The 26,268-nt window shown below is 61.1% G+C and carries 24 protein-coding genes; 13 read left to right on the forward strand and 11 right to left on the reverse strand.

The annotated features are described in order from the left end of the window. The first annotated feature begins 131 nt into the window (after positions 1-131). Together obgE and HY795_00105 are read left to right on the forward strand one after the other, a co-directional pair. Positions 132-1,148, forward strand: coding sequence for a GTPase ObgE (obgE, locus tag HY795_00100; GenBank protein ID MBI4803618.1), 1,017 nt, complete (start codon positions 132-134; stop codon positions 1,146-1,148). Next, positions 1,148-1,765: a hypothetical protein gene (locus HY795_00105; GenBank protein MBI4803619.1), complete on the forward strand. Its 618-nt coding sequence runs from the start codon at positions 1,148-1,150 to the stop codon at positions 1,763-1,765. The genes obgE and HY795_00105 overlap by 1 nt, the downstream gene beginning before the upstream one ends. Positions 1,766-1,798: 33 nt before the next feature. Here the strand turns inward: HY795_00105 and HY795_00110 are convergent, their stop codons facing one another. The 7 genes from HY795_00110 to HY795_00140 all read right to left on the reverse strand — a co-directional run bounded on the left by HY795_00110 (position 1,799) and on the right by HY795_00140 (position 11,197). After that, the gene (locus HY795_00110; GenBank protein MBI4803620.1) at positions 1,799-3,403 is read right to left on the reverse strand and encodes a cache domain-containing protein; all 1,605 of its coding nucleotides are present in this window, start codon (positions 3,401-3,403) and stop codon (positions 1,799-1,801) included. A 99-nt stretch (positions 3,404-3,502) separates the two neighbouring features. After that, positions 3,503-4,060, reverse strand: a complete 558-nt coding sequence (locus HY795_00115) for a fumarate hydratase C-terminal domain-containing protein (protein MBI4803621.1) — start codon at positions 4,058-4,060, stop codon at positions 3,503-3,505. After that, complete coding sequence (locus tag HY795_00120; GenBank protein MBI4803622.1) at positions 4,060-4,896, reverse strand: fumarate hydratase; 837 nt, start codon at positions 4,894-4,896, stop codon at positions 4,060-4,062. Before HY795_00120 ends, HY795_00115 begins: the two co-directional genes overlap by 1 nt. A 119-nt stretch (positions 4,897-5,015) precedes the next feature. After that, positions 5,016-6,446 (reverse strand): anion permease, encoded by a 1,431-nt coding sequence (locus HY795_00125; protein ID MBI4803623.1) that lies wholly within the window; start codon positions 6,444-6,446, stop codon positions 5,016-5,018. 424 nt (positions 6,447-6,870) lie between these two features. Next, positions 6,871-8,013: an alpha/beta hydrolase gene (locus HY795_00130; GenBank protein ID MBI4803624.1), complete on the reverse strand. Its 1,143-nt coding sequence runs from the start codon at positions 8,011-8,013 to the stop codon at positions 6,871-6,873. A 59-nt stretch (positions 8,014-8,072) separates the two neighbouring features. Next, complete coding sequence (locus HY795_00135) at positions 8,073-9,485, reverse strand: sigma-54-dependent Fis family transcriptional regulator (GenBank protein ID MBI4803625.1); 1,413 nt, start codon at positions 9,483-9,485, stop codon at positions 8,073-8,075. Next, positions 9,482-11,197: a transporter substrate-binding domain-containing protein gene (locus tag HY795_00140; GenBank protein ID MBI4803626.1), complete on the reverse strand. Its 1,716-nt coding sequence runs from the start codon at positions 11,195-11,197 to the stop codon at positions 9,482-9,484. Before HY795_00140 ends, HY795_00135 begins: the two co-directional genes overlap by 4 nt. 238 nt (positions 11,198-11,435) lie before the next feature. Between HY795_00140 and ychF the strand changes: the two genes are divergently transcribed. After that, positions 11,436-12,536, forward strand: a complete 1,101-nt coding sequence (ychF, locus tag HY795_00145; GenBank protein ID MBI4803627.1) for a redox-regulated ATPase YchF — start codon at positions 11,436-11,438, stop codon at positions 12,534-12,536. Positions 12,537-12,605: 69 nt separating this feature from the next. On the opposite strand, the gene HY795_00150 is transcribed toward ychF, so the two are convergent. Then, positions 12,606-13,262 (reverse strand): precorrin-8X methylmutase, encoded by a 657-nt coding sequence (locus tag HY795_00150; protein ID MBI4803628.1) that lies wholly within the window; start codon positions 13,260-13,262, stop codon positions 12,606-12,608. 136 nt (positions 13,263-13,398) lie between these two features. Between HY795_00150 and HY795_00155 the strand changes: the two genes are divergently transcribed. The 7 genes from HY795_00155 to HY795_00185 all read left to right on the forward strand — a co-directional run bounded on the left by HY795_00155 (position 13,399) and on the right by HY795_00185 (position 20,917). After that, positions 13,399-14,637 carry an HDOD domain-containing protein gene (locus HY795_00155; protein ID MBI4803629.1) on the forward strand — a complete coding sequence of 413 codons (1,239 nt, stop codon included), beginning with the start codon at positions 13,399-13,401 and terminating at the stop codon, positions 14,635-14,637. Next, positions 14,624-16,228 (forward strand): hypothetical protein, encoded by a 1,605-nt coding sequence (locus tag HY795_00160; protein MBI4803630.1) that lies wholly within the window; start codon positions 14,624-14,626, stop codon positions 16,226-16,228. The genes HY795_00155 and HY795_00160 overlap by 14 nt, the downstream gene beginning before the upstream one ends. A 246-nt stretch (positions 16,229-16,474) precedes the next feature. Continuing rightward, positions 16,475-17,635 (forward strand): benzoate/H(+) symporter BenE family transporter, encoded by a 1,161-nt coding sequence (gene benE, locus HY795_00165; protein MBI4803631.1) that lies wholly within the window; start codon positions 16,475-16,477, stop codon positions 17,633-17,635. After that, entirely contained in the window at positions 17,632-18,552 is a 921-nt protein-coding gene (locus HY795_00170; GenBank protein ID MBI4803632.1) for a metalloregulator ArsR/SmtB family transcription factor, read from the forward strand. Before benE ends, HY795_00170 begins: the two co-directional genes overlap by 4 nt. After that, a complete protein-coding gene (locus HY795_00175) occupies positions 18,549-19,973 on the forward strand; it encodes an adenosylhomocysteinase (GenBank protein MBI4803633.1) in 1,425 nt (474 codons plus the stop codon). Before HY795_00170 ends, HY795_00175 begins: the two co-directional genes overlap by 4 nt. A 160-nt stretch (positions 19,974-20,133) precedes the next feature. Then, the gene (locus HY795_00180; GenBank protein MBI4803634.1) at positions 20,134-20,496 is read left to right on the forward strand and encodes a cupin; all 363 of its coding nucleotides are present in this window, start codon (positions 20,134-20,136) and stop codon (positions 20,494-20,496) included. A gap of 58 nt (positions 20,497-20,554) precedes the next feature. After that, positions 20,555-20,917: a translation initiation factor Sui1 gene (locus tag HY795_00185; protein MBI4803635.1), complete on the forward strand. Its 363-nt coding sequence runs from the start codon at positions 20,555-20,557 to the stop codon at positions 20,915-20,917. Between the two features lie 46 nt (positions 20,918-20,963). Here the strand turns inward: HY795_00185 and HY795_00190 are convergent, their stop codons facing one another. Next, a complete protein-coding gene (locus HY795_00190; GenBank protein ID MBI4803636.1) occupies positions 20,964-21,293 on the reverse strand; it encodes a YXWGXW repeat-containing protein in 330 nt (109 codons plus the stop codon). A 192-nt stretch (positions 21,294-21,485) separates the two neighbouring features. Further along, complete coding sequence (locus HY795_00195; GenBank protein MBI4803637.1) at positions 21,486-22,628, reverse strand: hypothetical protein; 1,143 nt, start codon at positions 22,626-22,628, stop codon at positions 21,486-21,488. 302 nt (positions 22,629-22,930) lie between these two features. On the opposite strand from HY795_00195, the gene HY795_00200 reads away from it, so the two are divergent. The 3 genes from HY795_00200 (at position 22,931) to HY795_00210 (ending at position 25,576) form a co-directional block, all read left to right on the forward strand. After that, positions 22,931-23,962 (forward strand): ABC transporter substrate-binding protein, encoded by a 1,032-nt coding sequence (locus HY795_00200; GenBank protein MBI4803638.1) that lies wholly within the window; start codon positions 22,931-22,933, stop codon positions 23,960-23,962. After that, a complete protein-coding gene (locus HY795_00205; GenBank protein ID MBI4803639.1) occupies positions 23,959-24,660 on the forward strand; it encodes a hypothetical protein in 702 nt (233 codons plus the stop codon). Before HY795_00200 ends, HY795_00205 begins: the two co-directional genes overlap by 4 nt. 73 nt (positions 24,661-24,733) lie before the next feature. Continuing rightward, complete coding sequence (locus HY795_00210) at positions 24,734-25,576, forward strand: ATP-binding cassette domain-containing protein (GenBank protein ID MBI4803640.1); 843 nt, start codon at positions 24,734-24,736, stop codon at positions 25,574-25,576. 6 nt (positions 25,577-25,582) lie between these two features. Here HY795_00210 and HY795_00215 read toward each other — a convergent pair whose 3' ends face one another. After that, entirely contained in the window at positions 25,583-26,236 is a 654-nt protein-coding gene (locus tag HY795_00215; GenBank protein MBI4803641.1) for an HAD family hydrolase, read from the reverse strand. Positions 26,237-26,268 lie beyond the last annotated feature (32 nt).

The following is a 26,268-nucleotide window of genomic DNA, read 5'->3' on the forward strand; positions in this document are numbered from 1 at the left end:
GGATTGTGGTCGCGATATTGTTCGTGGCCCTGGCGCTTATGGGGAAAAAACCTCCCGGTGGCGGACCGAAGCCTTGACGCAGCGGGCCAAGCGCCGTATCGCCACCAGCTTCGGTAAAGAGGTTCATAACAATGCGATTCGTGGACGAAGCAATAATAACGGTCGAGTCCGGAAAGGGCGGCCGGGGATGCGTGGCCTTTAGGCGCGAGAAGTTCATCCCCTTCGGCGGTCCCAACGGCGGGGACGGCGGCAAGGGAGGCGACGTGATCTTTCGCGTTTCCCCAAGCCTGCTCACCCTGTACGACCTGCGCCTCAAGCGCCGCTATGCGGCCAAGAACGGCCAAATGGGCCTGGGCAGCCAGTGCAACGGCAAGAACGCCGATGATCTGGTGGTGGAAGTGCCCAGGGGAACCCTGGTCTACGAGTTGAGCGAGGACGGTGAGCGTCTGGCCGCGGACCTGACCGACATCGGCCAGGAATGGGTGGCGGCCGAGGGCGGCAGGGGGGGCAAGGGCAACATGCACTTCAAGACCTCCACCAACCGGGCTCCGCGCTTCGCGCAGCCAGGCGAGCCGGGCGAGGAAAAGCGCCTGCGCCTGGAACTTCGCCTGCTGGCCGAGATCGGCATCATCGGGTTGCCCAACGCTGGCAAGTCCACGCTCATATCAGCCGTGTCCGCGGCAAAGCCGAAAATCGCTCCCTATCCCTTCACCACCCTGACCCCGAACCTGGGCGTCATCATGGGCGAGGACGGCCTGCAGCTGGTTGCCGCCGACATCCCGGGCCTGATCGAGGGAGCGCACGAGGGCCAGGGCCTGGGGCACGACTTCTTGAAACACGTCTCCCGCACCCGGGCGCTCGTGCATCTGCTGGCAGCCGAGGAAACAAGCGGGGATGACCCCTTCGCTGGGTTTAGCCTGGTGGACGACGAACTCGTCCTCTACGATCCCGAGTTGGCCAAACGGCCGCAATTGCGCGCCGTGAACAAGATAGACACCCTCTCCCCGGAGCGGCTTGAGGAACTCAAATCCGCGGCCAGGGAGCGGGGCCTGGACATCCGGTTCATTTCCGCCAAACACGGCAATGGGCTGGAGGAATTGGTGGAAGCCATGTGGGCTCTTACCGCCAAGATGAAGGAGGAAGAGTGATGAAGCGTTTTCTTGCCACCTTCGCGGTGCTTGTTTCGTTTGCTATTCTTGCAGGCTGTTCCGCTGTGCCTCCGCAGAGCGTGAGCCTGGTTCCCCAAGTGAAGGCCCCCACAGGCAACGTGGGCAAGGGAAAAACAGTGGCCCTGAAGGTGGTCGACGCCCGCGGCGACAAGATCATAGGCTACCGCAACACGGACGGTTCCAGAACCGCGCCCATCACCGTGGAAGGAGACCTGACCAAGAGCCTGGGACAGGCCACCGAACGCACCCTCTCGGAACTGGGCTTCAAGCCCGCCCCCTACAAGGACGGCGCTCCGCTTTCCCTGGTGATCACCCTGCGTGAATTGCAGTACTCGGCCCAGAGTCTGACGGTCACCCGCAAGATTTCCGCCAAGTGCGTCCTGTCCGCGCGCGTGGTCAACGGGCCTGGCACCTGGGAAGGCTCGTTCCCGGTGAGCCAGGAGAAGGAGCTGGTCACCGCCCCGGACGAGAACGCCAACGCCAAGTTCATAAACGACGTGTTGTCCGAGTCCTTGAGCATGCTGCTTTCAGACCCCGAGATGGTGCAGTATCTTGGCAAGGACTACCTGCAGGGCAAGCCGATCAAGGGGGAGTAGGCCGTCTGGAGGGCACTGCTCAGGCGTCTATTCTTACATGGCGGGCAGGATCAGGGTAACAGTCGTCCCTTGGGCCGGCACGCTCTGGACTTCCATTGTCCCGCCATGTTCCTGCACGGCCCGGTGGGCTTTGGTTAGTCCCATGCCCACACCCACAGCCTTGGTGGTGAAAAAAGGGTCCAGCACGTACTGAAGTTCAGCTTCGGGGATACCATGGCCGTCATCGGTCACGGCGATCTCACAGCCGGTATCGCTTTTCTTGGCTTCAAGGCGCACGGTGCCTCCTGTGTCCGGCAAGGCTTCCACCGCGTTGACCACGACTTCCCGAAGGGCCATGGCTAATAGGCTCTTGTCCGCGAAAACGGGAAGGTCCCCGCCTTCGACCTCCCAGGTCACCTTCCTGCCGAGGCTGCGGGCCGCTTCTTCACCGGCCATGTGCGCTTCGGACAGAATCTCTCCGGCCGACGTTTCCGCCAGGTGGGCCAGATGGATTGCGCTGTATTCCTTCACTGCTGCGGTGATGCGCTCGATACGCATGGCGGCGGCTATGATGCCGTCCAGATACTCCAGGTATTGCTGCTTGAGGCTGGGCTTTTTCATGAGAAGCCCGGCCAGTCCGCCGATGATGGTGGTTGGGTTGCGGAGCTGGTGTGCCACAGCGGAGGAGATTTTCTGCAAACTCTCGATGCGCAGCGCCACCTGGGCGACCACTTCGCGGCCGGCTCGCTGGGCTTCTAGAAGCGCTTGCTGGGCCAGTGCGGCCTTTTCCTCCGCTTCCTCCCGGCGAGCCTGGATCTCCTTGATGTTCTGGCGAAGGACATCGGACATGCTGATGAGCGCGGCCTGAAGGCGGCTGGCCTCGTCACTCCCGGTAGCGCTCAGACGGATGTCGAAATCCCCCGCGGCGATGCGTTCAGCAGCATTGGTGGCTTCAAGAAGTGGCCGGGCCACACTGTGCGCGATGGCGAGGCAGAGAGCGCACAGGAGCACCACCATAATAATGAAGAGCACGGCCGACACGGTTGCGGCCTTGCTGAAGAGCCCCCCAATCTCGGACGCAATCTTCGCTTCTTCCCGGGCAACGTTGTCGATGTACACGCCCGTTCCCACCCAGAGGTCCGTTCCGGGGATCATCTCGGAATACGAAAGCTTGCGCTCTTCCGGGCCTGATGGTTTCGGGAATACGTAGTGAACGTATCCGCCGCCGGCTCCTGCCTGACGTGCCAGCTCCCGTACGTAGTATACGCCGTTGGCGTCCACGAAGTCACTGAGATCCTTGCCTTCGAGCTCGGAGCGCGGAGGCAGGGCCACGTTGGTGGTTCCCTGGTAGACGAAAAAATAGCCCGACGAGTCGTCCTCGAAGCGGACCGGGTTGAGGATCTCCCTTACCAGCGCCTTTTTCTCGTAGTCGCTCCGGGCGAATTTCAGGGCTTCCCCGAGGGTCAGAGCCATGGAATGCGCGGCGGCCTTGAGTTTGCTTTTTTCCCCTTGGAGCATGGTGTCCTGGGTGTGGTGCACCACGACCTTCTCCAACCTGACGGAGATGAAAGTGGCGCAGACAAGCGCCGCCACGGCAAAGAAAATCACGAGACCCACCAGTCCGAAGAGCCGGGCGGCGATGGATACTCGCCTGAGCATGCGGTTGCCTCCGTAGAGTGGAAACGGTTCAGGACATTCTATCAGATGCGGACGGAGAAATCACCGCCAGCCGCTCGTGTTTCTTTGAAAAGTAATGGATCAGCTGGAGAGGGCGGCGTTCAGGTCCGCGTTCGCATGAAGGTCCCCCCCTTGGCTGTCGTAGAGCACGACAAGCGGGAAGTCCTCCACCACAAGCATATGAACCGCTTCAGGACCGAGATCAAGGTAGGCGATGGGGGTGGCTTGCCTGATACGCAGTGAGAGCAAGGCTCCTGCGCCACCGGTGGCACCCAGGTAGATGGCCTTATGGTCTATGAGGGCCTGACGCACAGCTGGGGAGCGCCGCCCTTTGCCGATGGTGCCCAGGACCCCGAGGGAATGGAGCCGCTCAGCGAAAGGGTCCATCCGGCTGGCGGAACTGGGTCCTGCGGCCCCAATGGGGCGGTCGGGAGTCATGGGGCTTGGCCCCACGTAGTAGATGACGGCCCCTTGCAGATCAAAAGGCGGAGGCAGGCCTTTATCCAGATCATCCAGCAGCCGCATGTGGGCCTGTTCGCGAGCGGCGTACACCGTTCCGGTCAAGTAGACCACGTCTCCGGCGCGCAAGTTCCGCACATCTGTTCTGGCAAGGGGGGTGATGAGCCGGTGCGGCCGTATCACAGAGTGATTTCCCTGCGTCTGGCGCAATGACACTGGACGTAGACCGCCAAGGGGGTGGAGGCTGGGTGGCAGGGCGCGGTCAGGACCTTGACGCCCAGGCACGTTGTCCGGCCGCCAAGCCCAAGAGGGCCGGTGCCGAGCTTGTTGAGGGCTTCCATGAGCATTTCCTCCATGAGCGCCACATTCGGGACAGGGTGGACGTCGTCGAGTGAGCGGAGCAACGCCTTCTTGGCGTTTAGTGCGGCTAACTCGAAACTGCCGCCAACTCCGATTCCAACCAGCACCGGGGCGCAAACATCGTGGCAGGCCCTGGACACGCACCCGACCACGAAGTCACGGATGTGTTCCCAGCTCATATCCGGGGGCATCATGGCCACCTGCGAGGCATTGTCAGCACTGGCTCCCTCGGCGTTCATCACGATCCGTAAACCGTTACCCGCAACCACGTCGAAATGGATGACCGCAGGAGTGTTGTCGCCCCGGTTCACCCTGCTGAAAGGGTCACAGGTGGATTTGCGCAAAAATCCATCGCGGTATCCGCGGACCATCCCCTCATTTATGGCCTGACGGAGGGACATGCCCGTTACGCTCACATCCTCGCCCTTTTCCACGAAAAAAACAGCCAGGCCGCAATCCTGGCACAGAGGCAGTCCCAGATTGCCCGAGAGCTCGGCATTGTCGATGAGCTGGCGCAGCGCCTCCTTGCCCAAGGGGGTTTCCGTGGCCAGATGACGCAGGAAGGCCCGGTGAATGTCCGGTGGAAGGCAGCGGTTGGCCGCGATGCACATGGCCGCCACCTCCTCGACTATGGTCCGCGCTGGGATGGTCCTCATCAATGCTCCTTGAGGATTGGGCCGGAGACGGCCAGGAGAAGAACCCGGTTTCGGCCTGACCCTGACCCGGTTCGCTCAAACCGGGCCAGGGCGGCGCAAAGAGGATGGGCTTACGCCGTTTACACCCTGGCGAGATTCCAGGGGAAGCCGACCAAGAGGAACACTCCCAGATAGACCATGCCGAACACCAAGCCCAGAACCCAGAACTCCTTGCCCTTGATGTAGCCCGATCCATAATAGATGGGGGAGGGGCCGGTTCCATAAGGGGTGATGATGCCCATGATGCCAAGCGTAGAGCACAGCAGCATTGAAACCAGCGGGATGTTGAGCCCGGGAACGGCCATGGCCGCGGCGAGCATGACCGGCAGCATGGCCGCAACGTGTGCGGTGACACTGGCGAACATGTAGTGGCTGAGGAAGAACAGCACCACCAGGCCGAGCATTGTTGCGGTGGGGGAAAGACCCTGCATGGAGCCGGAAACCGACTTGGCGAACCAATCCAGGAAACCTGTTTTGGAAAGGCCTTCGGCCAGGGTGACAAGTGTGGCGAACCAGGCCAGCACGTTCCAGGCCTGTTTGTTGGCCAAGACGTCATCCCAGCTGACCACATTGCACAGGCACATGACGCAGATGGCGGCCAGGGCCACGGTGGTTCCGTTCACCTGCTTGTCCAGGAATATCCAGGAAAGCAGGGCGCCCACGGCGAGACAAGCCATGAGGATCTCCTTTAGGGAGATAGAACCAAGCTTTGCCAGCTCGGCTCCTGCCCAGATGGGAGCGTCGTCAGAGGATTTCTTGGTAGGCGGGTAGAGTACATAAGCCAGCAGAGGGGTTATCGCGAACAGAATAATACCAACTGGCAAAAAGCTCATGAACCAGTCGTTCCAGGACAGGGCCACCTTGGCGGTTTTTTCCACTAGGGACTGGGCCAGCAGGTTGGGCGCCAGAGCGGTGAGGAACATGGAGGACGTGACGCAGGTGGTGGCCAGGGCGGTCCACATGAGATAGGCGCCTAAACCGCGGGGGTTATTGTCCGGTGTGGAGCCGTAGAGCGGCGGGATGTTTTTGATGATCGGGTAGAGAGTGCCACCGCTACGCGCCGTATTGGAAGGCATGAACGGGGCCAGAATGAGGTCCGCCAGGGCCACGGCATAGCCCAAGCCCAAAGCGCGCTTGCCCATGACCTTGATCAGCGAGAGGGCGATGCGTTTGCCGAGTCCTGTCTTTTCATAGCCCAAAGCGAACATGAACGCGCCGAAGATGAGCCACACTGTGCTGTTGGAAAAACCGGCCAGGGCCCAGTTGATGGCGCTAGCAGCAGTGCCTTCTTTGCCGGGGGCGGCTGGAACAAGTTTGAATACTGCCGCTATGACCACGCCCACCATGCCCGCCAGGGCCGGGGGAATTGGTTCGAGAACCAAGGCGGCGACAACTCCCACGAACACGGCGAAATACGCCCATGCGCCTGAAGACAATCCTGCCGGCGCCGGGATGGCCCACACCACCAACCCGACTATCACCGGTATCAGAGCCTTGATGGTAAGCTTCATTTCTCCTCCTCGTTGCATGTTGACCCGGACCACGCCGCCCCCTTCCTCCCCTGACAGGGGAAGGGGATGCCCACCGAGACGCTCGGGTTTCTCCCGGCAGTGGTTTCGCCCGCATCTGCGAAGCAGGGAGGATGCCAAAAGCGCGATTTCTTTATAATTATATGGAATTATACGGATTGATACGTCTTGGGGAGGGAGAGCGATCTCGAACGGTCATGGCAAATGTTATGGCCGTTCGAACTTGTCGAAGGGGAAGTGTTTTATTTCAATGGATTGCCAGGTATTCCCCGCAGAATGGGTATGCAAGACGTTATTGGGGTTCAGGCAGCCTGAGAGTGATATACTGCATGGATTTTTTTGATCAGAAATATCTGTCCGGGTGTTTGCGGCTCACGAACCCACCGGCACCGCCCGAACCAATCCGCTATCGCGGCAGGTCGTCTAGCATGACGGGCGCGCAGCTTTTGTCGGCGTTGCGCGGGCAATTCTCCATGGCTTTGCTAAGGGCCTCATCCCTGGTGCGTCTGCCTGAGGCCCATCCGAAGCGGCCGTCGGTTCCCATGACGAAGGCTTTGTGGGGTGGGGCGTCCAGATAGTTCATGAAGGCCTCCCGGCCATTTTGGGCGAGCTTCGCGGGGGGCTGGGCCTTGGCCCGTTCAATCGGCATCGGAGAGGGCATGAGCCTCAACCCGTGGGCGGCAAGAAACGCATCAACATAGGGGGTCCACTGCGGAATCCCCTTTCGCGAAAACAGCGTGTGGCCGTCTTCGCCGAAGGGCGGAGCCATGATGAAGTCGGCCTTGCCACCTGCTTTGGTGAAGGCGTCGTATAGTTCGCGCGAAAGCCTGGGGCCGAAGAAGTGGTCGTTTTCGGAGTAAACGAAGAGCATTGGGATGCGCGCGGTCCTGCCGTATTGGGCAAAGGCGCTGACGAGGTTCTCCTCTTTGAGCACCACGTCGGGGGCCGTGGACCCCTTGCCGCCCGCGAAGCTGATGGCGGCCACCACCCCTGTCGGCGGGTCGGCGGCCAGGGCTACGGTCGCGAGGCCTCCGGCGGATTGGCCCACGCAGACGATACGGGCGGAATCCACGTACGGCATGGTCTTCATGAACCGGATAGCCTCGCGTATGTCTTCGGCGGCCTTGCGCCCGGAGGCGGCATAGTCGGGGTTGTTGCCCGAGCCGACACCTTCCACGAAACCTCCCGCCGAGGAGCCGAAGCCGCGGCGTAAAAAGAGCAGAACCACGAATCCCCTGCGGGCGAATTCTTCGGCCTCGCGCAGCTTGGAGATGGCTGTCATGCCTGGCCGGTCGTCCTTGTTTCGGGGAGAGCCGTGGCTGATAACGACCAGCGGGTGGCGTCCGGAAGCGCCGGGCCTGACCACGACGGCCTCAAGCGGTGTGGTCTCTCCACTCGGGCCGAATTGAGCCGGGAGGGACATCTCCTCCACGATAAGTGCAGCACGGGCTGCAGGCGCTGCCCAAAGAAAGAGGCAGGCCAGAATGGCGGCCAGCACCGGGACGGTGCAACACCGCAGTGGCGCGGGGGATTCTGAAGGGGCGGTCATGACGTCCTTTTTTTACGTTGCGTGTGCGGTCTTGATGACCACAGCGGCCAAGCTGGTTTTCAGGCGGTTCCGGGCTGGCGCATGAGCTTTAGGCGCTTGCTCAGCGCGGGCTGCGATATGCCCAGAAGCCTTGCTGCCAATGTCTGGTTGCCACCAGAACGTTTGAGCGCCTCGTCCACCAGAAACTGGGCAGCTTCCGCGAAACTGGGAAGCCGCTCGAAGCTGGAAAAGGGATTCACAGGAAGCGGGACTGCCTCGGATTCGGCTTGTCCGATGGCCTTGTTGAAGGTGTCCATGGAGAGCATGCGATCGCGGTGTACGCTCACGGCGTCGAAAACCATGGCCCGGAGTTCCCGGACGTTGCCCGGAAAGCTGTAGGCGTTCAGTCGTTGAACCAGTTCCCTCGGCGGGGAGGGCTTTCGCTTGCCAAGGGCCTGTGCAGCCTCCTCCAGAAAATGGTTCAGCAGAGGTTCGATGTCCTCCTTGCGTTCGCGAAGAGGGGGCACGTGAACATGGTGGGTGCGCAAACGGTAGTAGAGGTCTCGGCGGAATGATCCGGAGGCCTCTTTGGCGGCCAGATTCTGGTGCGTTGCCACGATGACCCGGGCCGTAAGCCTCTTGGGCTGGTCGGAGCCCAGCGGGAAGAATTCGCCTTCTTGGATGAGGCGTAAAAGCTTAACCTGGGACGGGATGCTTAAATCGCCGATCTCATCCAGCAGGAGCGTTCCACCGTGCGCTTCTTCCACCATACCCTTGCGTGGAGTGTCCGCTCCTGTGAACGCTCCCCGCACATGGCCGAACAGCGTGTCCGCGAACACGGCGTCGTCCAGCCCGGCCACGTTCACCGAAATCAGAGGGCCTTTTCGGGCGCTCAAGCCGTGGGCGGCTCGGACAAGATTCTCCTTGCCCGTGCCGGATTCTCCTGTAATGAGAAGGGGTTGAGGGCTTTGAGCCACGGCCTCTATATAGGCGAAAATGGCCTGCATGGAGCGGCTGCGGGTGATGATGCCCGAAAAAGCCTCGGGGTTCAGCGGACCGCCGGAAGCCAGGCGACTGAGCGCCTGCCGGTTCTCGTCGCGCAATTCCAGCATTCGTACAGCTCGCTGAACGCCGCTTACAATCCTGTCTTCCTCGTCGGTTTTGACGAAATAGTCGTAGGCCCCGAGCTTCATGCACCGGACCGCGCTCTCCAGTTGATTGAGTCCGCTGACGATGATGCAGGCGATATCCGGGTGGTGTTCTCCAATGAGGGAAAGAAGCTCCTCGCCGGAGAGCTTGGGCATGGTCAAATCCAGCAGCACCAGGCCCACTTTGCGTTCCTCCAGCAGGGGCAACACCTCCGAACTGTTCTGGCAGGTGATGATGTTGGTGAGCCCGGCCGAGGATTCCAGGGTGAGGGTTAGCGAACGAAGCCAAGCGGGTTCGTCATCCACCAAAAGAATCGTGAAGGATGGATAGGAGTCGCCGTTCATGCTGGTTCATCCTCCTTAACCGCGGGAAGGCGAAGGGTAACCGTGGCACCATGCCCTGGGGAGCTTGAGAACTCGAGAGTCCCCCCCAAATCCTTGACGATTCCAGCGGAGACGGAAAGGCCAAGACCCGTGCCGCCGATTTCGCGTTTGGTGGTGAAAAACGGGTCCGTCAGGTGGGGAAGGTGTTCGGGTGTGATGCCGACGCCCTGGTCGCGCACGACCAGAAGAACGGACCCGGATGCGGGTTCGTGCCGGGTGGAGACCTCAATGGCCTTGTCCCGGTCGGGCAGGGCTTGGCAGGCGTTGAGAACCAGATTGATGACCACCTGCTCGATGCGCTGGGAGTTGCCCCACACCTTGGGCAATTCCTGGGCGTAACTGGCGCTGAAGCGATCCGTGGCCTTGCGGATAACCGCATCCACAAGGCGAAGGGCCTTCCGGGCCGCTTCGTTCACATCCACGGGCTCACGGGCAGCGCCCTCTTCGAGCCTTGCGAAATCCTTCAGGTCGTTGACGATACGCTTGATGCGCTGCGCTCCTTCCAGCATCTCGTCGAGCATGACGGGCAACTCGGTGCGCATGCGGTCGTAGGGGATGCCGCCCAGGGTGAATCGGCCATTGGCGTCATGATGTTCGTCGAGGATTCTGGCCGTGTCCGCCTGGACTTTCTTGAGCATGGGCAGGTTGAGAAGAATGAGCCCGTTTGGGTTGTTGATCTCATGGGCCACGCCGGACACCAGAATGCCCAGCGCGGCCATCTTGTCCGCCTGAACCAGCTGTTGCTGGTTCCGGTTGAGCTGTTCCAGGGCGTCGCTCAGAGATTTGGTTCTCTCGGCGACTTTTTTACGCAGGGTATGGGACCAGAAGACCGTGCCTCCAAGCAGGGCAAGCAGTGGCAAAAGAACGGTGGAGATGGACTTGAGTGCCTGGTCCCACTTGAGTGGGCGGTTTTCGAGCACGCCCAGCCACTTGCGCCGAATATCTTCGTATTTTCCAGTTTGGTCCAGAATGGCCAGGCCTTCGCTGAAGCGGCCCAAAAGGACGTCATTGCCTTTTTTGACCGCAAAGCCGTAGCGAACCGTGGCCACGGTTCCGGAAACCACCTCGAGGTTGTCGAGTTTGTTCTCCCGGAGGATGTACATGCCTGGGAGCATGGCTGTTACGGCGTAGTCGCATTTGCCTGAGGCCAGCAGGCGCAGGGCGTCCGCCGGGGTGTCGCTGAAGATCAGGTCTTTCTCGAAGCCCATCAGGCGGATCGTGTCGTGCATGATGCCGCCCTTGTGCAGCGCGATGGAGTACCCTCTGATATCCTCCAAAGAAGTCACTTGGGCAGAGCCGCGCCGGGAGAAGATGGCGTGGTTGACGATGGTGTGGGGTGGGGTGAAATCCACTTCCTGAAGGCGTTCCTCAGAGTAGGACATGCCCTGGAGGATGTCCACGCGGCCCTCGGACAGGGCGGTACGCACTTCGGCCCAGGCGCCGAGCCGGAATTCCACCTGCATCCCCATGACCTCGGCGATGGCCCGGGTGAGGTCCACGTTGTACCCGGCCGGCTGGCCGTTCTTGTCCAGAAACTCGTATGGCGGGTAGTCCCGGTCGCCACCCACGATAATGGGACGGCTCACGCCGGGAACGTCCTGGGCGAGGCTGGTCCCTGCCCCCAAGACAAGGGCCAAAAGGATGGCGAAGAGGGTGAAGAGGTTTTTGCTCATGGTTTTCCGGATGCGACAAGACACGAGCACTATAGCCAAGGCGGGCTGGCAAGCCAAGCAGCGCATGGAGCAGGCGACGCTGGACTCCCGGCCCAAGGCGCGGTAAAGCCCAGCGGCCTTCCGTGGGACGCATGCGTTCGCGGTGCGGCCAGAAATCCCAAACCTTCCCGGAGTGAGCCGGTGGCATGGCGCAAGGCCAGCCGCCAAAGTCCGTGAAGGCGTGCAACCAAGGTGCCCCATGCCTCTTTCCATCGGAATCGTCGGCCTACCGAACGTCGGCAAGTCCACGCTGTTCAATGCCCTCACCCGTGCCCAGAACGCCCAGGCCGCCAACTATCCCTTCTGCACCATCGAGCCCAACAAGGCCATCGTGGCGGTGCCAGACGAACGCCTGGAGAAGCTGACCAACATGGCCAAGCCCCAGAAGACGATTCCGGCCACGGTGGAATTCACCGACATCGCCGGGCTGGTCCGAGGAGCGAGCAAGGGAGAAGGGCTTGGCAACAAGTTTCTGGCCAACATCCGCGAGACCCAGGCCATCCTGCATGTGGTCCGCTGCTTCGACGACGACGACGTGGTGCACGTGCACGGCAAGGTGGACCCGGTGACGGATATCGAGGTCATCGAAACCGAGCTCATTCTGGCGGACGCCCAGGTCCTGGAGAACCGGATGGACCGCCTGCGCAAACAGGCCAGGGCGAGCAAGGAGCATCAGGCCAAACTGGCTGTGGCGGAAAAACTCCTGGCTCATCTCATGGAGGGCAAGCCGGCCGCCACCATGGAAGGGGCAGGCGAAGGCGCCATGGCCGAGCTTTTTGCCGAACTGGGCCCAATAACGGCCAAGCCTGTTATCTATTGCGCCAACGTGGATGAAGCAGGACTCAGCGAGGACGGTTCCCAGGTGCAGGCTGTGCGCGCGTACGCAGCCAAAACGGATGCCCCGGTGGTGAAGGTCTCGGCCAAGATGGAGGAGGAGATGGCCTCTCTCTCCGACGAGGAGCGCCTGGAGTTCCTGGAATCCTACGGGGTTGAGAGCTCGGGCCTGGATCAGGTCATCCGCACCGGATATTCGGTCTTGGGCCTCATAAGCTATTTTACGGTCGGCCCCAAGGAAGTCCGCGCCTGGACCATTGAGCAGGGCTGGAAGGCGCCCAAGGCGGCGTCCGTGATCCACACGGATTTCGAACGCGGCTTCATCAGGGCCGAGGTGATCTCCTACCAGGACTATGTGTCCCACGCCAACGAAGCGGCCTGCCGGGCCGCTGGCGTGCTCAGGCAGGAAGGCAAGGAATACGTGTTCAAGGACGGGGACGTGGTGCACTTCCTCTTCAACGTCTAGGGAAACGCTGGATCAAGCCTCTCGCAAGCCTTATTTCAGCAGGATGCCACTGAGTTTGATCCTTGCGGCTCAGTACGCAGTGGCGTGCAGGGCCATCTCGGCCAGGGCGTTCACGCAGGCCGCGGCCAGGGCCGAGCCGCCCTTGCGGCCCACGATGCTTATGTAGGCGGTGTCGTCTCGCTCCATGAGCAGGTCTTTCGATTCAGCCGCGTTGACGAACCCCACGGGCATGCCGACCACCAGCTCCGGTTTTACCTTGCCTTGGTCCATGAGTTCCAGGAGCCTTAAGAGCGCTGTGGGTGCGTTGCCGATGGCGAAAACCAGAGGCCCCGGCAGGAGCACGGCCTCGTCCATGGCCAACCTGGCCCGGGTGACTCCCAGTTCCTTGGCCTTTGCGGCCAAGCCCGGATCGTCCATCCAGCACATGGTGCGGCTGCCCAGGGCGTCCAGCCGTCGGGACGGAATGCCGACCTGGCACATGCGCGTGTCAGTGACGATGACCGCGCCGGACCGCAGGGCCGACACTCCGGCATGGACGGCATCGGGCGAAAAACGCAGAAGTTTCAGGAGTTCAAAGTCCGCGGAGGTGTGGATGAGCCTCCGGGCCACCTCCCACTCTCCATCCTGGAAAGGGCGGGGCTCAGGCACTTCGGAATCGATTATCGCGAAACTCTTTCTTTCTATCCCAGCGGGATCGAGAGGGCTTTGCATGTCTTTGTCGTTCATGAGAATATCCTAGCGCGTATCGTGCTTCTCGCCAAGTGCGGCTGCTTGACAAAAGGGCCGGGAATGGTCTTGAACGGCTGGCGAGAGTGATGGAATCTGAACCGGCGCCTGGGCGCAAGATGTTTCGGAGTGGTGCATGCGGGTATGCGATCTCAGGCCCGGCTTACTGCTGGCCAGCCCCGTTCGGGACGTGAACGGGCGTTTGCTCATGAGCGTCGGGACCTGCCTGAACGACCGCTACATCGGCGTGCTCAAAGCCTGGGGTATCGGTGATGTGGAAATCCAGGGTGAAGGAGAGAGCGGGGTTGACGTGCCGGGCGAAGACTTGTCCGAGGAACTGGTGGCCAAGGCCAGGGGCATTGTAACCGCCAGGCTCGCCCGGAACGATCTTAACAATCACTTCATCCATGAGGTGTTTCAGCTCGCAGTGGCGAGAACCGCCTCCCTGCTTGACAGCGGAGTGCCGATTCAGCTCCCTCCATCCGGAGCGCCTGGTCCAGCCCGGTCCGAAGAATCCCTCCCCCCCATCGACTTGACAGCCTTGACTGCTTCCAATCCCGCCCTGGGCGCCATGCCCGAGGTGCTGGGCCGCTTGGCCCAGGCCATGGACAACCCCAGTGCCTCTCCCCTGGAGGTGGCGGATATCATCCAGAACGACCCGGGACTTGCGGCCAAGCTGCTCAAGGTGGTCAACAGCGCCCTCTACGGTTTCCCCCAGCGGATCGAAACCATTTCCCGGGCCGTGACAGTCATCGGCGTGCAGCAACTCTCCGCCCTTGCCCTGGGCCTTACGGTCATGGGTCTTTTCAAGAGCATTCCCAAGGACCTCCTGGATATCAAGGATTTTTGGCGTCACTGCCTGGCCTGCGCCTGCGGAGCCCGCGCCCTGGCCTCGGCTCTTGGGCTGCCCAACACGGAACGCTACTTCGTGGCCGGACTGCTGCACGATGTCGGCCTCCTGCTCTTTATTCTCCATGCTCCCGAGCATGTCCGGCAGGTTCTGTCCGCGGTACGCGTGGACGGGGATTACCTCACCTCGGCCGAACGCCGCATCCTGGGTGTGGATCACGGCGCGGCCGGGGCGGCCTTGCTTGCCAGCTGGAAGCTCCCCGCAAGCCTTGTGCAGGCGGCCGGGCATCACCACGAGCCGCTCACCGCCCAGGAACCCAAGGACGTGACCATCGTGCATGCAGCGGATTTCATGGCCGAAACGCTTCTTTTCGGCTCCGGAGGCCAGTCAATCATCATGCCCCTTGATCAGACCGCGTTCAGCATGCTCCTTGCTCCTCACGGTGTTGCTGACACGGTGTACGAACGCGTCGAGGAACAGTTTTCACATCTTGAGTCCATCTTTGTAAGCAATGTCCCGAACTGACATCTTAAAACCCTCCGCGCCCATGGAAGGGGCACGTGCCAGTCGCAAGCATCTGGAAGAGACGACACTGCTTGCCTTGGGTGCCCTAGATCAGGCCGCCGCACTCTCCGATTTCTCAATGAGTTTCGCCAGGCTCGAAGGGCCGCAGCCTATTCTCGATCTCTGCCTGGAGCGGGTGGGTGGGCTACTCCCCTTCGCTTCCATGGGGATCATGCTTGTGGATGAGAGCGACTCTTCTTTCCAGATGACACATTGCGTGCCTTCTTCAGCCGCGGCCAAGCTCGATGAATTCGCGAAGGAGTGCATAGAAAACGGCGCCTTCGCCTTCGCGCTCAGAGAAAAACGAGCTGTTCTCACTCCGGCGGTTGCGGACGAGCCCAGGCGACTTCTGCACGTGGTCACCACGGTTTCGCGCACCAGGGGCATGTTCGTGGCCGAGTTCAGGGAGCCTACGCCAGGGCTTTCCGAGGTCACCCTCTCCATCCTGTCCATCATCCTCAACAATACCGCCCAGGCCCTGGAAAGCCACTTCCTGCACCAGCGCATTCAGGACATGAACGCGAACCTGGAAGAGAAGGTGAGCAGGCTGGTCAGTTCCGAATTCGAATTGAAACGAATCCGGGCCACCCAGCACCGCCTCATTGAGGAAAAGACCTCGGAGCTTAAGACAGCGCTGACCAGGCTTGAGACAGAAGTCCGGCAGCGCAAGAAGGCCGAGATTCTCATGGAGGCGCTGAACCAACGCCTGGAGACCAAGGTGGAAGTGCGCACCAAGGCCCTTTTCCGCAAGGTCGCCGAGATGGAGGAGGCCAACAAGCAGCTCAGGGAACTGGAACGGCTCAAGTCGTCCTTCTTGTCCTCGGTTTCTCACGAGTTGAGGACCCCTTTGACCTCCATACGGGGGTTCGCCAAACTCATCGCCAAGGATTTTGAAAAGTATTTCAACCAGGACCCCTCGAGCATCTTGTTCCCCAAGGCGGAGCGGCTTTTACGCAACCTGGCCATCGTGGAGAAAGAATCCGAGCGCCTGACCAGGCTCATAAACGACGTGCTCGACCTTTCGCGCATCGAATCCGGGAAGATGCCCTGGAGAGACGAGCCCATATCCTTGTCCGAAATAGTTGGCGACGCTGTCCTGGCTGTCCAGGGGAGGCTTGAATACCGCCCGATGGTGTCTCTGCGTGTGGATATACCGGGCGTATTACCGGTGGTCTGCGCCGACAGGGACCGAATTCTCCAGGTGCTCATCAACCTGTTGGACAACGCCCTCAAGTTCACCGAAGCGGGCTTTGTTTCGGTGACTGCCTGCCCCACGGACGAAGGGCGCATGGTGGCTGTCTGTGTGGAAGACACCGGAATTGGCATTGCCCCTGAGGAATCCGAGAAAATATTCGACAAGTTCCATCAGCACGGACGCAAGGACACCCTGAGGGACAAACCCAGAGGTACCGGCCTTGGCTTGGCCATCTGCCGCCATATAGTCACCCGTCACGGCGGGCAGATCTGGATGGAGCCCGGGGCAGAGAAGGGAAGCGTCTTCTGTTTCACGCTGCCAGCCACATGCGAGGGTGACGCCTCATCCACGGGCTAGCCCGCTCCGTTCTCGGATCGCTCTTGATCCCGGCAGTTCCCATCATGGGGTCTGATCCACCACCAGCCTTCTTGCTTGCCTCATCTCCAAACGCCAGATCGCTGCGGTTTTGATTGATCGGTGGGCGCCAAGAGAACCCGAAAGGGAGTTGACACCCTGTGGGAATCTCGCTAGTTCTTTATATCAATATATGTTGATATAAAGATAGAGAGATTCGTAGTGGACCAATTGCTCAAGAACCGCTCCTTGTTTGGGGATTTCTCGCTCAGCGCCGTTGTGGCTGGGATGATAGCCGTGGCTGTTTCCTTTGGCGGCCCCGCGGCCATAATCTTTCAGGCAGCCAGCGTGGCCGGGCTCTCTCCGGCTCAGCTCGGAAGTTGGATCTGGGCGATCTGTATAGGCAGCGGACTCACCGGAGTCTACCTGTCGCTTCGCTTTCGCGAACCGGTGGTCACGGCCTGGTCCACTCCTGGGGTGGCGTTGCTGGCCGCTGGCTGGGCCGCCTATCCCTATCCGGAGGCGATCGGGGCGTTCATTGTGGCCGGAGCGCTCATCACCGTGTTCGGGGTCAGTGGGATGTTCCAGGCCATGATGGATAAAATACCCGGCCCCGTGGTGTCGGCCATGCTGGCGGGCATTCTCTTTCGCTTCGGGGTGGACGTGTTCGGATATTTGAAAAGCGCGCCGATTCTTGCCGGTGCCATGATCGCCGCCTACCTCGCGGCCAAGCGACTGACTCCCCGCTACGCCATGGTCTGCACGCTCGCGGCCGGGTTCGTGACGGCGTGGATCACAGGCGGGCTTGATTTTTCGTCCGTGGACGCCTCCCTGGCCGTTCCCGTGCTGACCATGCCGTCCTTTACGCTTGGGGCGATAATGGGGCTCGGGCTTCCGCTCTTTCTGGTGACCATGACCGGGCAGAACGCCACTGGCCTGGGCGTCATGCGCGCCAGCGGCTACCATGCTCCGGCCACGCCAATCGTGGCCCTGACCGGTCTTTTCTCCACACTCTTGGCGCCCTTCGGCTGCCACGGCGTGAACCTGGCGGCCATCACCGCCGCTATCTGTACGGGGACCGAGGCCCATGTTGATCCGTCCAGGCGCTATGTGGCCGCCGTGGTCTGCGGGGCGTGTTACTTGGCTGTGGGCGTATTCGGCGCTGCCCTGGTGGGGGTGTTCACAGCCCTGCCCGGGGCTCTGATCGCAGTGGTATCCGGCCTGGCCCTGTTCGGGGCCATCGCCTCGGGGCTCACCCAGGCCATGGAGGACGCCAGCAGGCGCGAGGCCGCCCTGGTCACGCTTCTCATCACGGTGTCGGGCTTAAGCTTTTTCGGCATCGGCTCGGCTTTCTGGGGTTTGGCCGGGGGGCTTTTGGCTGACCGTGTCCTCACCGGGAGGCTTGGATGAGCGGTTGTCCGTCCCTGTCCGCTTTCAAGGCTTTGGCTGACGAAACCCGGCTCAGGCTCATTCGTCTTCTGGTTCGCTTTGAGCTGAACGTGGGCGAAATAGTGGGTGTTCTGGGCATGGGCCAATCGAGGATTTCGCGCCATTTGCGAATCCTGGTGGAGTCGGGGCTGCTCAAGGCCAGGCGCGACGGTCTGTGGGTATTTTATTCAGCCGAGAAATCCGGGTTGCTGTCAGCCATCGAGCCATACATCGAAAATTGCGGCCCCGAGAAGGATATGGCTCTGGCTCGGGAAGCCCTGGACGCCCGCAACAGCGAAACCCGCCGCTTCTTCAACTCCATCGCCCCGGACTGGCAGGCCATGCGCCGAGAGGTATTGGGCGATCTGGACCTGGACAGCCTGATCCTTGAGCGCCTGCCCCGCTGCGGCACCATGGCCGACCTTGGCTGCGGGCCGGGGGAACTCCTCTTGGCTCTGGCCTCCAAGGCGGACCGGCTCATAGGGGTGGACGCCTCCCCGGCCATGCTGGATCTGGCCCGGCGCAAGGTGGCTCTTCACGACGCGAGCCTTCGGGTGGGTGAGTTGGAGCACCTGCCCCTGGCCGACGCCGAGGCCCAGGCCGCAGTGCTGAGCCTGACTCTGCACCACCTGTCCGACCCGGTGGCTGCCCTCAAGGAAGCCCGCCGGGTGGTGGCTCCGGGCGGAACTCTGGTGGTGGTGGACTACCTCAAGCACGCAAGCGAGCTCATGCGCGAACGCTTCGGGGACCGCTGGCTCGGCTTCGACCCGGACGAAATTTCCGCCTGGCTTGACCAGACCGGTCTGATCCTGGATACGTTGGAAACAAAACCCGTCAAACTGGGCCTGAAGGTAGGCATATACGTCGCCCGCAGGCCCTTAATGGAGGATTCGAAATGAAAGTGAAGCCGCTCGATCTGTCGCTCAAGTACAAAGTCGCCGACATGTCCCAGGCCGAATGGGGCCGCAAGGAGATGATCATCTCCGAGAACGAGATGCCAGGCCTCATGGCGGTGCGCGCCAAGTACGGCCCCAAAAAGCCCCTCAAGGGCCTGAAGGTGGCCGGCAGCCTGCACATGACCATCCAGACCGCCATGCTCATCGAGACCCTCTACGAGCTGGGCGCCGACCTGCGCTGGGCCAGCTGCAACATCTACTCCACCCAGGACCACGCCGCCGCGGCCATCGCCAAGGCCGGCACCGCCGCCGTGTTCGCCTGGAAGGGCGAGACCCTGGAGGACTACTGGTGGTGCACCGAGATGGCGCTCACCTGGCCTGACGGGTCCGGCCCGGACCTCATCGTGGATGACGGCGGCGACGCCACCCTGTTCATCCACCACGGCGTCAAGGCTGAGAAGGACCCGAGCATCCTGAAAAAGCCCACGGACAACAAGGAATTCGCCATCATCATCGAGCGCCTGGCCGCTTCCGTGAAGGCCGACAAGACCCGCTTCACCAACTGGGCCAAGAAGATCAAGGGCGTTTCCGAGGAAACCACCACCGGCGTGCACCGTCTCTACCAGATGATGAAGGACGGCGACCTCCTGTTCCCGGCCATCAACGTCAACGACTCCGTGACCAAGTCCAAGTTCGACAACCTCTACGGATGCCGCGAGTCCCTGGCCGACGGCATCAAGCGCGCCACCGACGTGATGATGGCCGGCAAGGTGGTGGTCGTGGCCGGGTACGGCGACGTGGGCAAGGGTTGCGCCAGCTCCATGCGGGGCTACGGTGCGCGCGTGCTCGTCACCGAGATCGACCCCATCTGCGCCCTGCAGGCGGCAATGGAAGGCTTCGAAGTGACCACCATGGCTGACGCGTGCAAGCAGGGCGACATCTTCGTCACCGCCACTGGCTGCGCGGACGTCATCACCGGCGCGCATATGGAAAAGATGCGCGAAGGGGCCATCATCTGCAACATCGGCCACTTCGACTCCGAGATCGCCATGCATTACCTGGAGAACACCAAGGAGTGCAAAAAAGAGGAGATCAAGCCCCTGGTGGACAAGTGGACCTTGAAGTCCGGGCGCTCCATCCTGGTGCTGGCCGAGGGCCGGCTGGTGAACCTGGGCTGCGCCACCGGCCACCCCAGCTTCGTGATGTCCAACAGCTTCACCAACCAGGCACTGGCCCAGATCGACCTGGCCCAGAAGAAGTACAAGGTCGGCGTGTACACGCTGCCCAAGCTCCTGGACGAGGAGGTCGCCCGCCTGCATCTGGAGCGCCTGGAAGTGAAGCTCGAAAAGCTGACCCCGGCCCAGGCCAAGTACATGGGCATCAGCCCCAAGGGCCCCTTCAAGCCGGACCACTACCGCTACTAGGCCCGTTTGCCGCATAACCCGGCCGGGGAGGTGAAAGCCTCCTCGGCTGTTGCGGCGGTTCACCGGTCCATCACATGGCTGGGCACCCGTGGCGGATTATTGTGCTCGAACCATTACGGAGCCAGCCCGGAACCACGCCAAATGAAAAGAGAGTAGTGCCATGGCGCATCTCATAGAGTCCCCTGCGATAATTCAAGCGGCGGGTGCCCCTCCTAAGATCATCGAGGAGTTCGTCGGACAGGCCAACTCCGGTACATCACACGTCAGCATCGCCCGCATGAAGAGCCCCGAGGGATGGTCCGAACCGGGGCAGACCCCGGAGTTCGACGAGTACTCCGTGGTTCTGCGCGGCGCGCTGCATGTGCGGACCCGTTCAGGTGAAAGAGTGGTCAAGCCAGGCCAAGCCGTGATCGCAGCCAAAGGAGAATGGGTCCAGTACAGCACGCCCGAACCCGGGGGCGCGGAGTATGTGGCCGTCTGCCTGCCCGCCTTCACCCCCGGATTGGTTCATCGGGACGAGTAATGGCGAGGTTTTCGCGAAGTAACCAGACGTGTTCGATTTCAATGGGACCAGTGTTGCCATGTCGTTGAAAAACAAGGATTCCGTCACCGTCTACTCCACCGAGCACGGCAAGACCTGCCCAACGTGCGGCAAGCCAGTGGCAGGCTGCATCTGTGACAGCCAGAGGATCGCTCTGAAAAGCGACGGCATTGTCAGAATCATGCGCCAGACCAAGGGACGCAAGGGCAAGGGAGTCAGTCTGATCACCGGACTCTCTCTGTCAGCGGTGGAGCTCGAAAAGCTGGCCAAGCAGCTCAAACAGCGCTGCGGGGCTGGCGGAGCCGTAAAGGACGGAGTGATCGAGATCCAGGGTGACCATCGCGACACCTTGCTCCAGGAACTCACGAAGCTAGGCTTCAAGGTCAAGCTCGCGGGTGGATGAAAGCCCGGCCTAAGCGACCGGGCTTTCCAGATTCTTGTTTTTCTCTTTAGCGCCAGTATCCGCTGACCCAGTACCAGCCGCCCCGGTGGTGTTCCCAGTGCCCGGGCACCCAGGTGGCGTGGGGGTGGGGTTTCACGGACCAGTGGCCCGGTTCCCATACCCATTCACCATGCCAGACCCAGTGCCCCGGAACCCAGGTATGACGTGGGCTGGGAGCCATCACGATGACCTCTTCGCGGGGCGGTGGCGGTGGCGGGGCCTGGATGATCACCCGCTGAGAGGGCGGTGGGCCGGGTTGGACGTTGACAGCGCAGCCAGTGAGGGAACCAGCCAGGACGAGAACAGCTAGCAGTGAGAGTGCAGCCCTTTTTGCCATGTTCGCGGATGTCTCCTTTGCTTTGCAGCAGTAGCATACCGCTCTAGGGCCAGCAGGATGTATTGTCCAGCAGGACAGGGTTACTCTTTTGAAAGCATGCTTTTGGCCCCAGCGTTGTTTTCAACATCTTGGACCAAGCCAACATATGGCTCTCGGCTTTCGCTCCAGAATACAACCAAGAAAGCGACGGTGCTACGAGCGGAGCAAAGTGATCTCTCTTTCAAGGCGAAGGGTTTTCTTCCCAATATTGTCTGTGATCATTACGGTAAACTTGTACGTTCCAGGAATGTCGTTGTTGTTAAAAGATAAGGAGATGTATCCTGGGGGATTGTACAGCATGAATCGAGATGCAAGTTTACCTTTCGCCGCGATTCTTCCTGCTGTGTCCGGAAAGTTCACTTTCCCATTTGGGTCTTCGATCTTTAAGGTATACGTGACATCGGCGCTTAGATCGTCTGCTAAGCTCATCCCGGAAAATAGAATATGAACGGAGAATCTTTCTTCTGGTTTCACATTGCTTTTGTGCGCGAAGTTCATTTGTTTTGTGCTTGGTTTGTTGAACTCTTCATCCTGTTGTTGGTCCGTCATGAAGACTTCAGCAGAGAATTCACCATCTGATGCTTGCAGCCGTTTATATTGAGTCGCGCACCTGGAGATCATTGCATCAAGGCGTTCTTTCGTTTCCCCTGTTCTTGTGCGTGCTTCCCTGACTACCGTACGATATACCATCTCGTGCCGCATCATGCAGTTCTCCAGGGACCACATTGCCGCTGCACGGGTAGCGTAATCCTGTTTCTCGTCTCCAGAGAGGTTACGTTCTCTGTCGAGTACATCGATGATCTTGCTCACAAAATAGCTGTTTCCAGACGCGTTGAACGCTCCCCAGAAGAGGTCCAGCCCCCCAGGTTTTTTAGGTGTGAGGCTTTCGAACCTAGGAGGCTTTTCTTTTGCGAATTCGGGGGATTCTTTGAAAACATCCGAGATGACCTTTGTATTCCCTGAAAACCATAGCGCCCGCTGGACAACGTCCTTGGCCTTTCCGGAGAAAGCTGCGCAAGAGGCCCAGGATGACGCCAGAGAGGGTTTTTCGGAGAAGATGGCGGAAAGAAATCCAAGAATGTTGGGGGCGACGGCCGGTTTTTGTTCGAGTACTTGTGCGGATTGGAGATATTTCAAATACTCGACGACGCCGGAATTGTCCTTGAAGAGATAATAGTACGTCAGGCTGTCAGGATACACGCCATAGGGTAGCGGTTTGTTTTGCTCGGCGGCATTGCTGGAAGTAGCTGCAAGGAGCAGTGGAAAAAGCAGGCAGCAAAGGATTCTGGCGAGCATAACGATCCTGTATTAGCAATGGTCTATAATATTTGTGAATTGAGCATAGGCCAATACTTTTGCAGTGTTGTTCACGAATGTCAAATTCTCGTGTCGGATGTGGCTTGATGAATCCAGACTTGAATGGCTGGCATGGCCGTTGCTCATAAGCTCCAATGCTTCCGTCAAGAGCAGATGAGCCCGTAAAACCTGATACGGCGGGGATGACGAATCCTTAGGGTCTTCAAATATGTGAGGGAAGCTTACATATATGAAGTGTCCAGCGTTCGAAGCGCGTTAACACTGAGCCGCAAAGGAAGACCATGAAAGCTCTCGACGACCTGATGCTCTCCATCCGCCGTATGGGCGAAGAGGACGAGGTTCCGGCGCTTCCCGAAAAGCCGGTTGATTTGCTCCTCTACGCGCCGTGCCCGGTGAAGCTTGTGGTGAAGGATGCCATCGACGCCATCATAGCCGGCTACGCCGCAAGCGGCCAATCCGTTACCGCCCACATCCCCATGGGCTGCACCTCCATCGACCCGTACGACCCCATCTACCGTCAGACAGACCCGGATAAACTTCCAGGCATGATAGGCTCCATCGGCTTCGGGGACTTCTGGCGCAAGGAGTTCGTGGAGAATCACGTCCTATCTGGTGTGTTCGAATCTGTTCTCCCGGCCGTGGTCAACCCGCTGCATCACAGGGCCGGGCTCATCGACCCGCGCGGGGCCTACACCGTCTACGGGGTTACCCCCTACGTGTTCATGGTGGACACCAGGCGCCTTGGCGGACTGCCCGAGCCGCGCGCCTGGGAGGACATCCTCCATCCACGCTACAAGGGCGAGGTGGTCATGTGCGGGGACGGGGACGACATGGCCGACGCCGTGGTGCTGAACCTCTACAAGGATTTCGGCATGGCGGGCCTGGAGGCGCTGGCCGCCAACAGCAAGGGGCTCATGCATTCGTCCTCCATGGTCAAGTCCGCCGGATCGAGCGACCAGGACGCCGGCGCGGTCTACGTGATCCCGGCCTTTTTCGCCGAGAGCACGAGACAGCCCGAGCACATCAAGGTGATCTGGCCCAGGGACGGGGCAGCGGCCAGCCCGCTCTATCTGCTGGCCAAAAAAAATCAGCGTGAGCGCCTGGCCGCACTGGCCGGATTCTTCGGGAGCGGCTTCGCTGCGATAGAGAGCGCCGGGTGGTTCTCTCCCATGGACGGTTCAATTGCCTCCAAACTGCCGCCTGAGGCATCGCTCAAGTGGGTGGGCTGGGACTTCATAGAGCAGAACGACGTGAGCGAGCTGCGCGACAAGCTGAACGTGCTGTTCCGGTCCATGGTGAGGAAGGGTTTGTGAGGCTGGTCACAGTGGCCGGGCCGCCCTCCTGCGGCAAGACCTCCGTGGTGGCCAAGGCCTGCGGAGTGCTCATGGAACAGGGGCAGTCCTGCGCCGTGGTCAAGTTCGACTGCTTGCAGAGCCGGGACGGAGAGCTCTATCGCGAGGCCGGAGTGCCGGTTTCCGTGGCCTTTTCCGGGGGGCTCTGTCCGGACCACTTTTTCGCCACCAATCTGGAAGAAGCTTTTGCCTGGGCATCGGAAACCGGGGCCGGGGTCGGGGTCATCGAAACGGCTGGGCTATGCAACCGCTGCTCCCCGCATATCCGAGGGGCGCTGGCCGTGTGCGTCATCGACAATCTCATGGGCATAGACGCCCCGGAAAAGATCGGGCCCATGCTGCGCATGGCGGACATGGTGGTGGTCACCAAGGGGGACTTGGTGTCCCAGGCCGAGCGTGAGGTGTACCGCTACCGCATCCGCCAGATGAACAAGCGGGCGGTGATACGCCACGTGAACGGGCTCACCGGCCAGGGCTGTGCGGAACTGGCGGCCATCGTGGCCAGGGCTCCGGACATCGCCACGGTGACGGACATGAAGCTCAGGTTTTCCATGCCCGCCGCTGTCTGTTCCTACTGCCTGAGCGAGACGCGCATCGGCTCACGCTACCAGAAGGGCAACGTGAAGAAGGCCAGATTCGGAGGAGTGCATGCGGGCTGAGGAAATCATCGCGACCTTGCCTGAGGGATCGGCAGCCGACCCAGGAGTGTCGGGCGCGGCCTGGGTGCGGAACATGTCGGCCAAGCGCGGCCTGGCTGGCGCGGAAACAGGGGATGAGGCGGAAACAGGAAAGGTTGAAGCTCGAACCTGCGCGCCCACCAGCTTGACCCTCACCGCCGGGCGGGACAAGTCCGGCAGGCCGGAGATCCAGGACATAGCCTTCAGGCCCGGTGAGATCACGGCGCTTCTTGGCCCGACCGGATCGGGCAAGAGCCGCTTTCTGTCCGACATCGAGTCCCTGGCCTGCGGAGACACGCCCACGGGCCGGACGCTCAAGCTTGACGGGCGCGTGCCGGACTCGGACGAGCGCTTCGCCTTGCAGGGCAGGCTGGTGGCCCAGCTGACCCAGAACATGAATTTCGTGCTGGATGTCGGGGTGTTGGATTTCGTGCTCCTGCACGCCAGGAGCCGCGAAGTGGCCGATCCCGAGGACGCGGCCGAGCGGGTGCTTCTGGCGGCCAACAAGCTGGCCGGAGAGCCCTTCGGCCCAAAGGTTCAGCTCACGCAACTCTCGGGAGGGCAGTCCCGGGCCCTCATGATAGCGGACACGGCGCTCCTCAGCTGGTCGCCTGTGCTGTTGATCGACGAGATAGAGAACGCGGGGGTGGACAAGCGCCGGGCACTGGACCTTCTGCTGGCCAGCGACAAGATAATCGTCATCGCCACCCACGACCCGGTGCTGGCCCTGTCCGCGGACAGGCGGCTGGTGTTCGAGCACGGGGCGGTGAAGATGGTTCAGACCCGCACAGGCGAGGAAGAAACGCTGCTTGCACGGCTGGCGGACATGGAAGGGGAGTTCTCCCGGGTGCGGGCCATGTTGCGGGTTGGGGAAAACCTCGACTTTCTGGGAGAATGATTGAGCTCAGGGCCGTGCGATCAGAGAAAGAAGCTCCTCGGGCCTGTCGATAAACACCTTCCCGCCGACCTCCTCAAGGGTGTCCTTGGCCCGAAACCCCCAGGTGGCTCCCACCGGGTTCATGCCCGCGCTGAGCGCGCACTTCACGTCCATGGGCGAATCGCCCAAAAATAGAAATTCTCCGGGCGCGATCCCCAGGCGCTCAGCAATGGCCAGCGCCCCCGTCGGGTCGGGCTTTCGCGGGAACTCGTCGGTTTCGCCCATCACCACGGCCCAGGGCCAGCGCCCGAAAAAGTGTTCCATGGTAAGCTGGCAGAATCGGTCGGGCTTGTTGGAGAGCACGCACAGTGGAATCTTTTTCTCAACCAGGCCGTCCAGCATCTCAGGAATCCCAGGGTAGGGGCGGCTCTTGATCTTCCAGTGGATGGCGTATTGTTCGCGCATGAGCGTGAGCGCCCGCTCGAAGTCGTGCTGTGCGTTCCCCGGCAGGGCGCGCCGCACCAGGTTGGCCACGCCGTCCCCCACGAACTGCCTGTAGCTGGCCACCGGGTGCGTTGGGTAGCCAAGCGCGGCCAGGACTGTGTTCCCAGCGTCGGCCAGATCGTCCAGGGTGTCGAGCAGGGTCCCGTCCAGATCGAAAATCACGGCGCGGCCAGACATCACAAATCCTCCGGATGAAAGAGACAAAGCAA

This window comes from Desulfovibrio sp., assembly GCA_016208105.1.
In the GTDB taxonomy this organism is placed as follows: domain Bacteria; phylum Desulfobacterota; class Desulfovibrionia; order Desulfovibrionales; family Desulfovibrionaceae; genus Fundidesulfovibrio.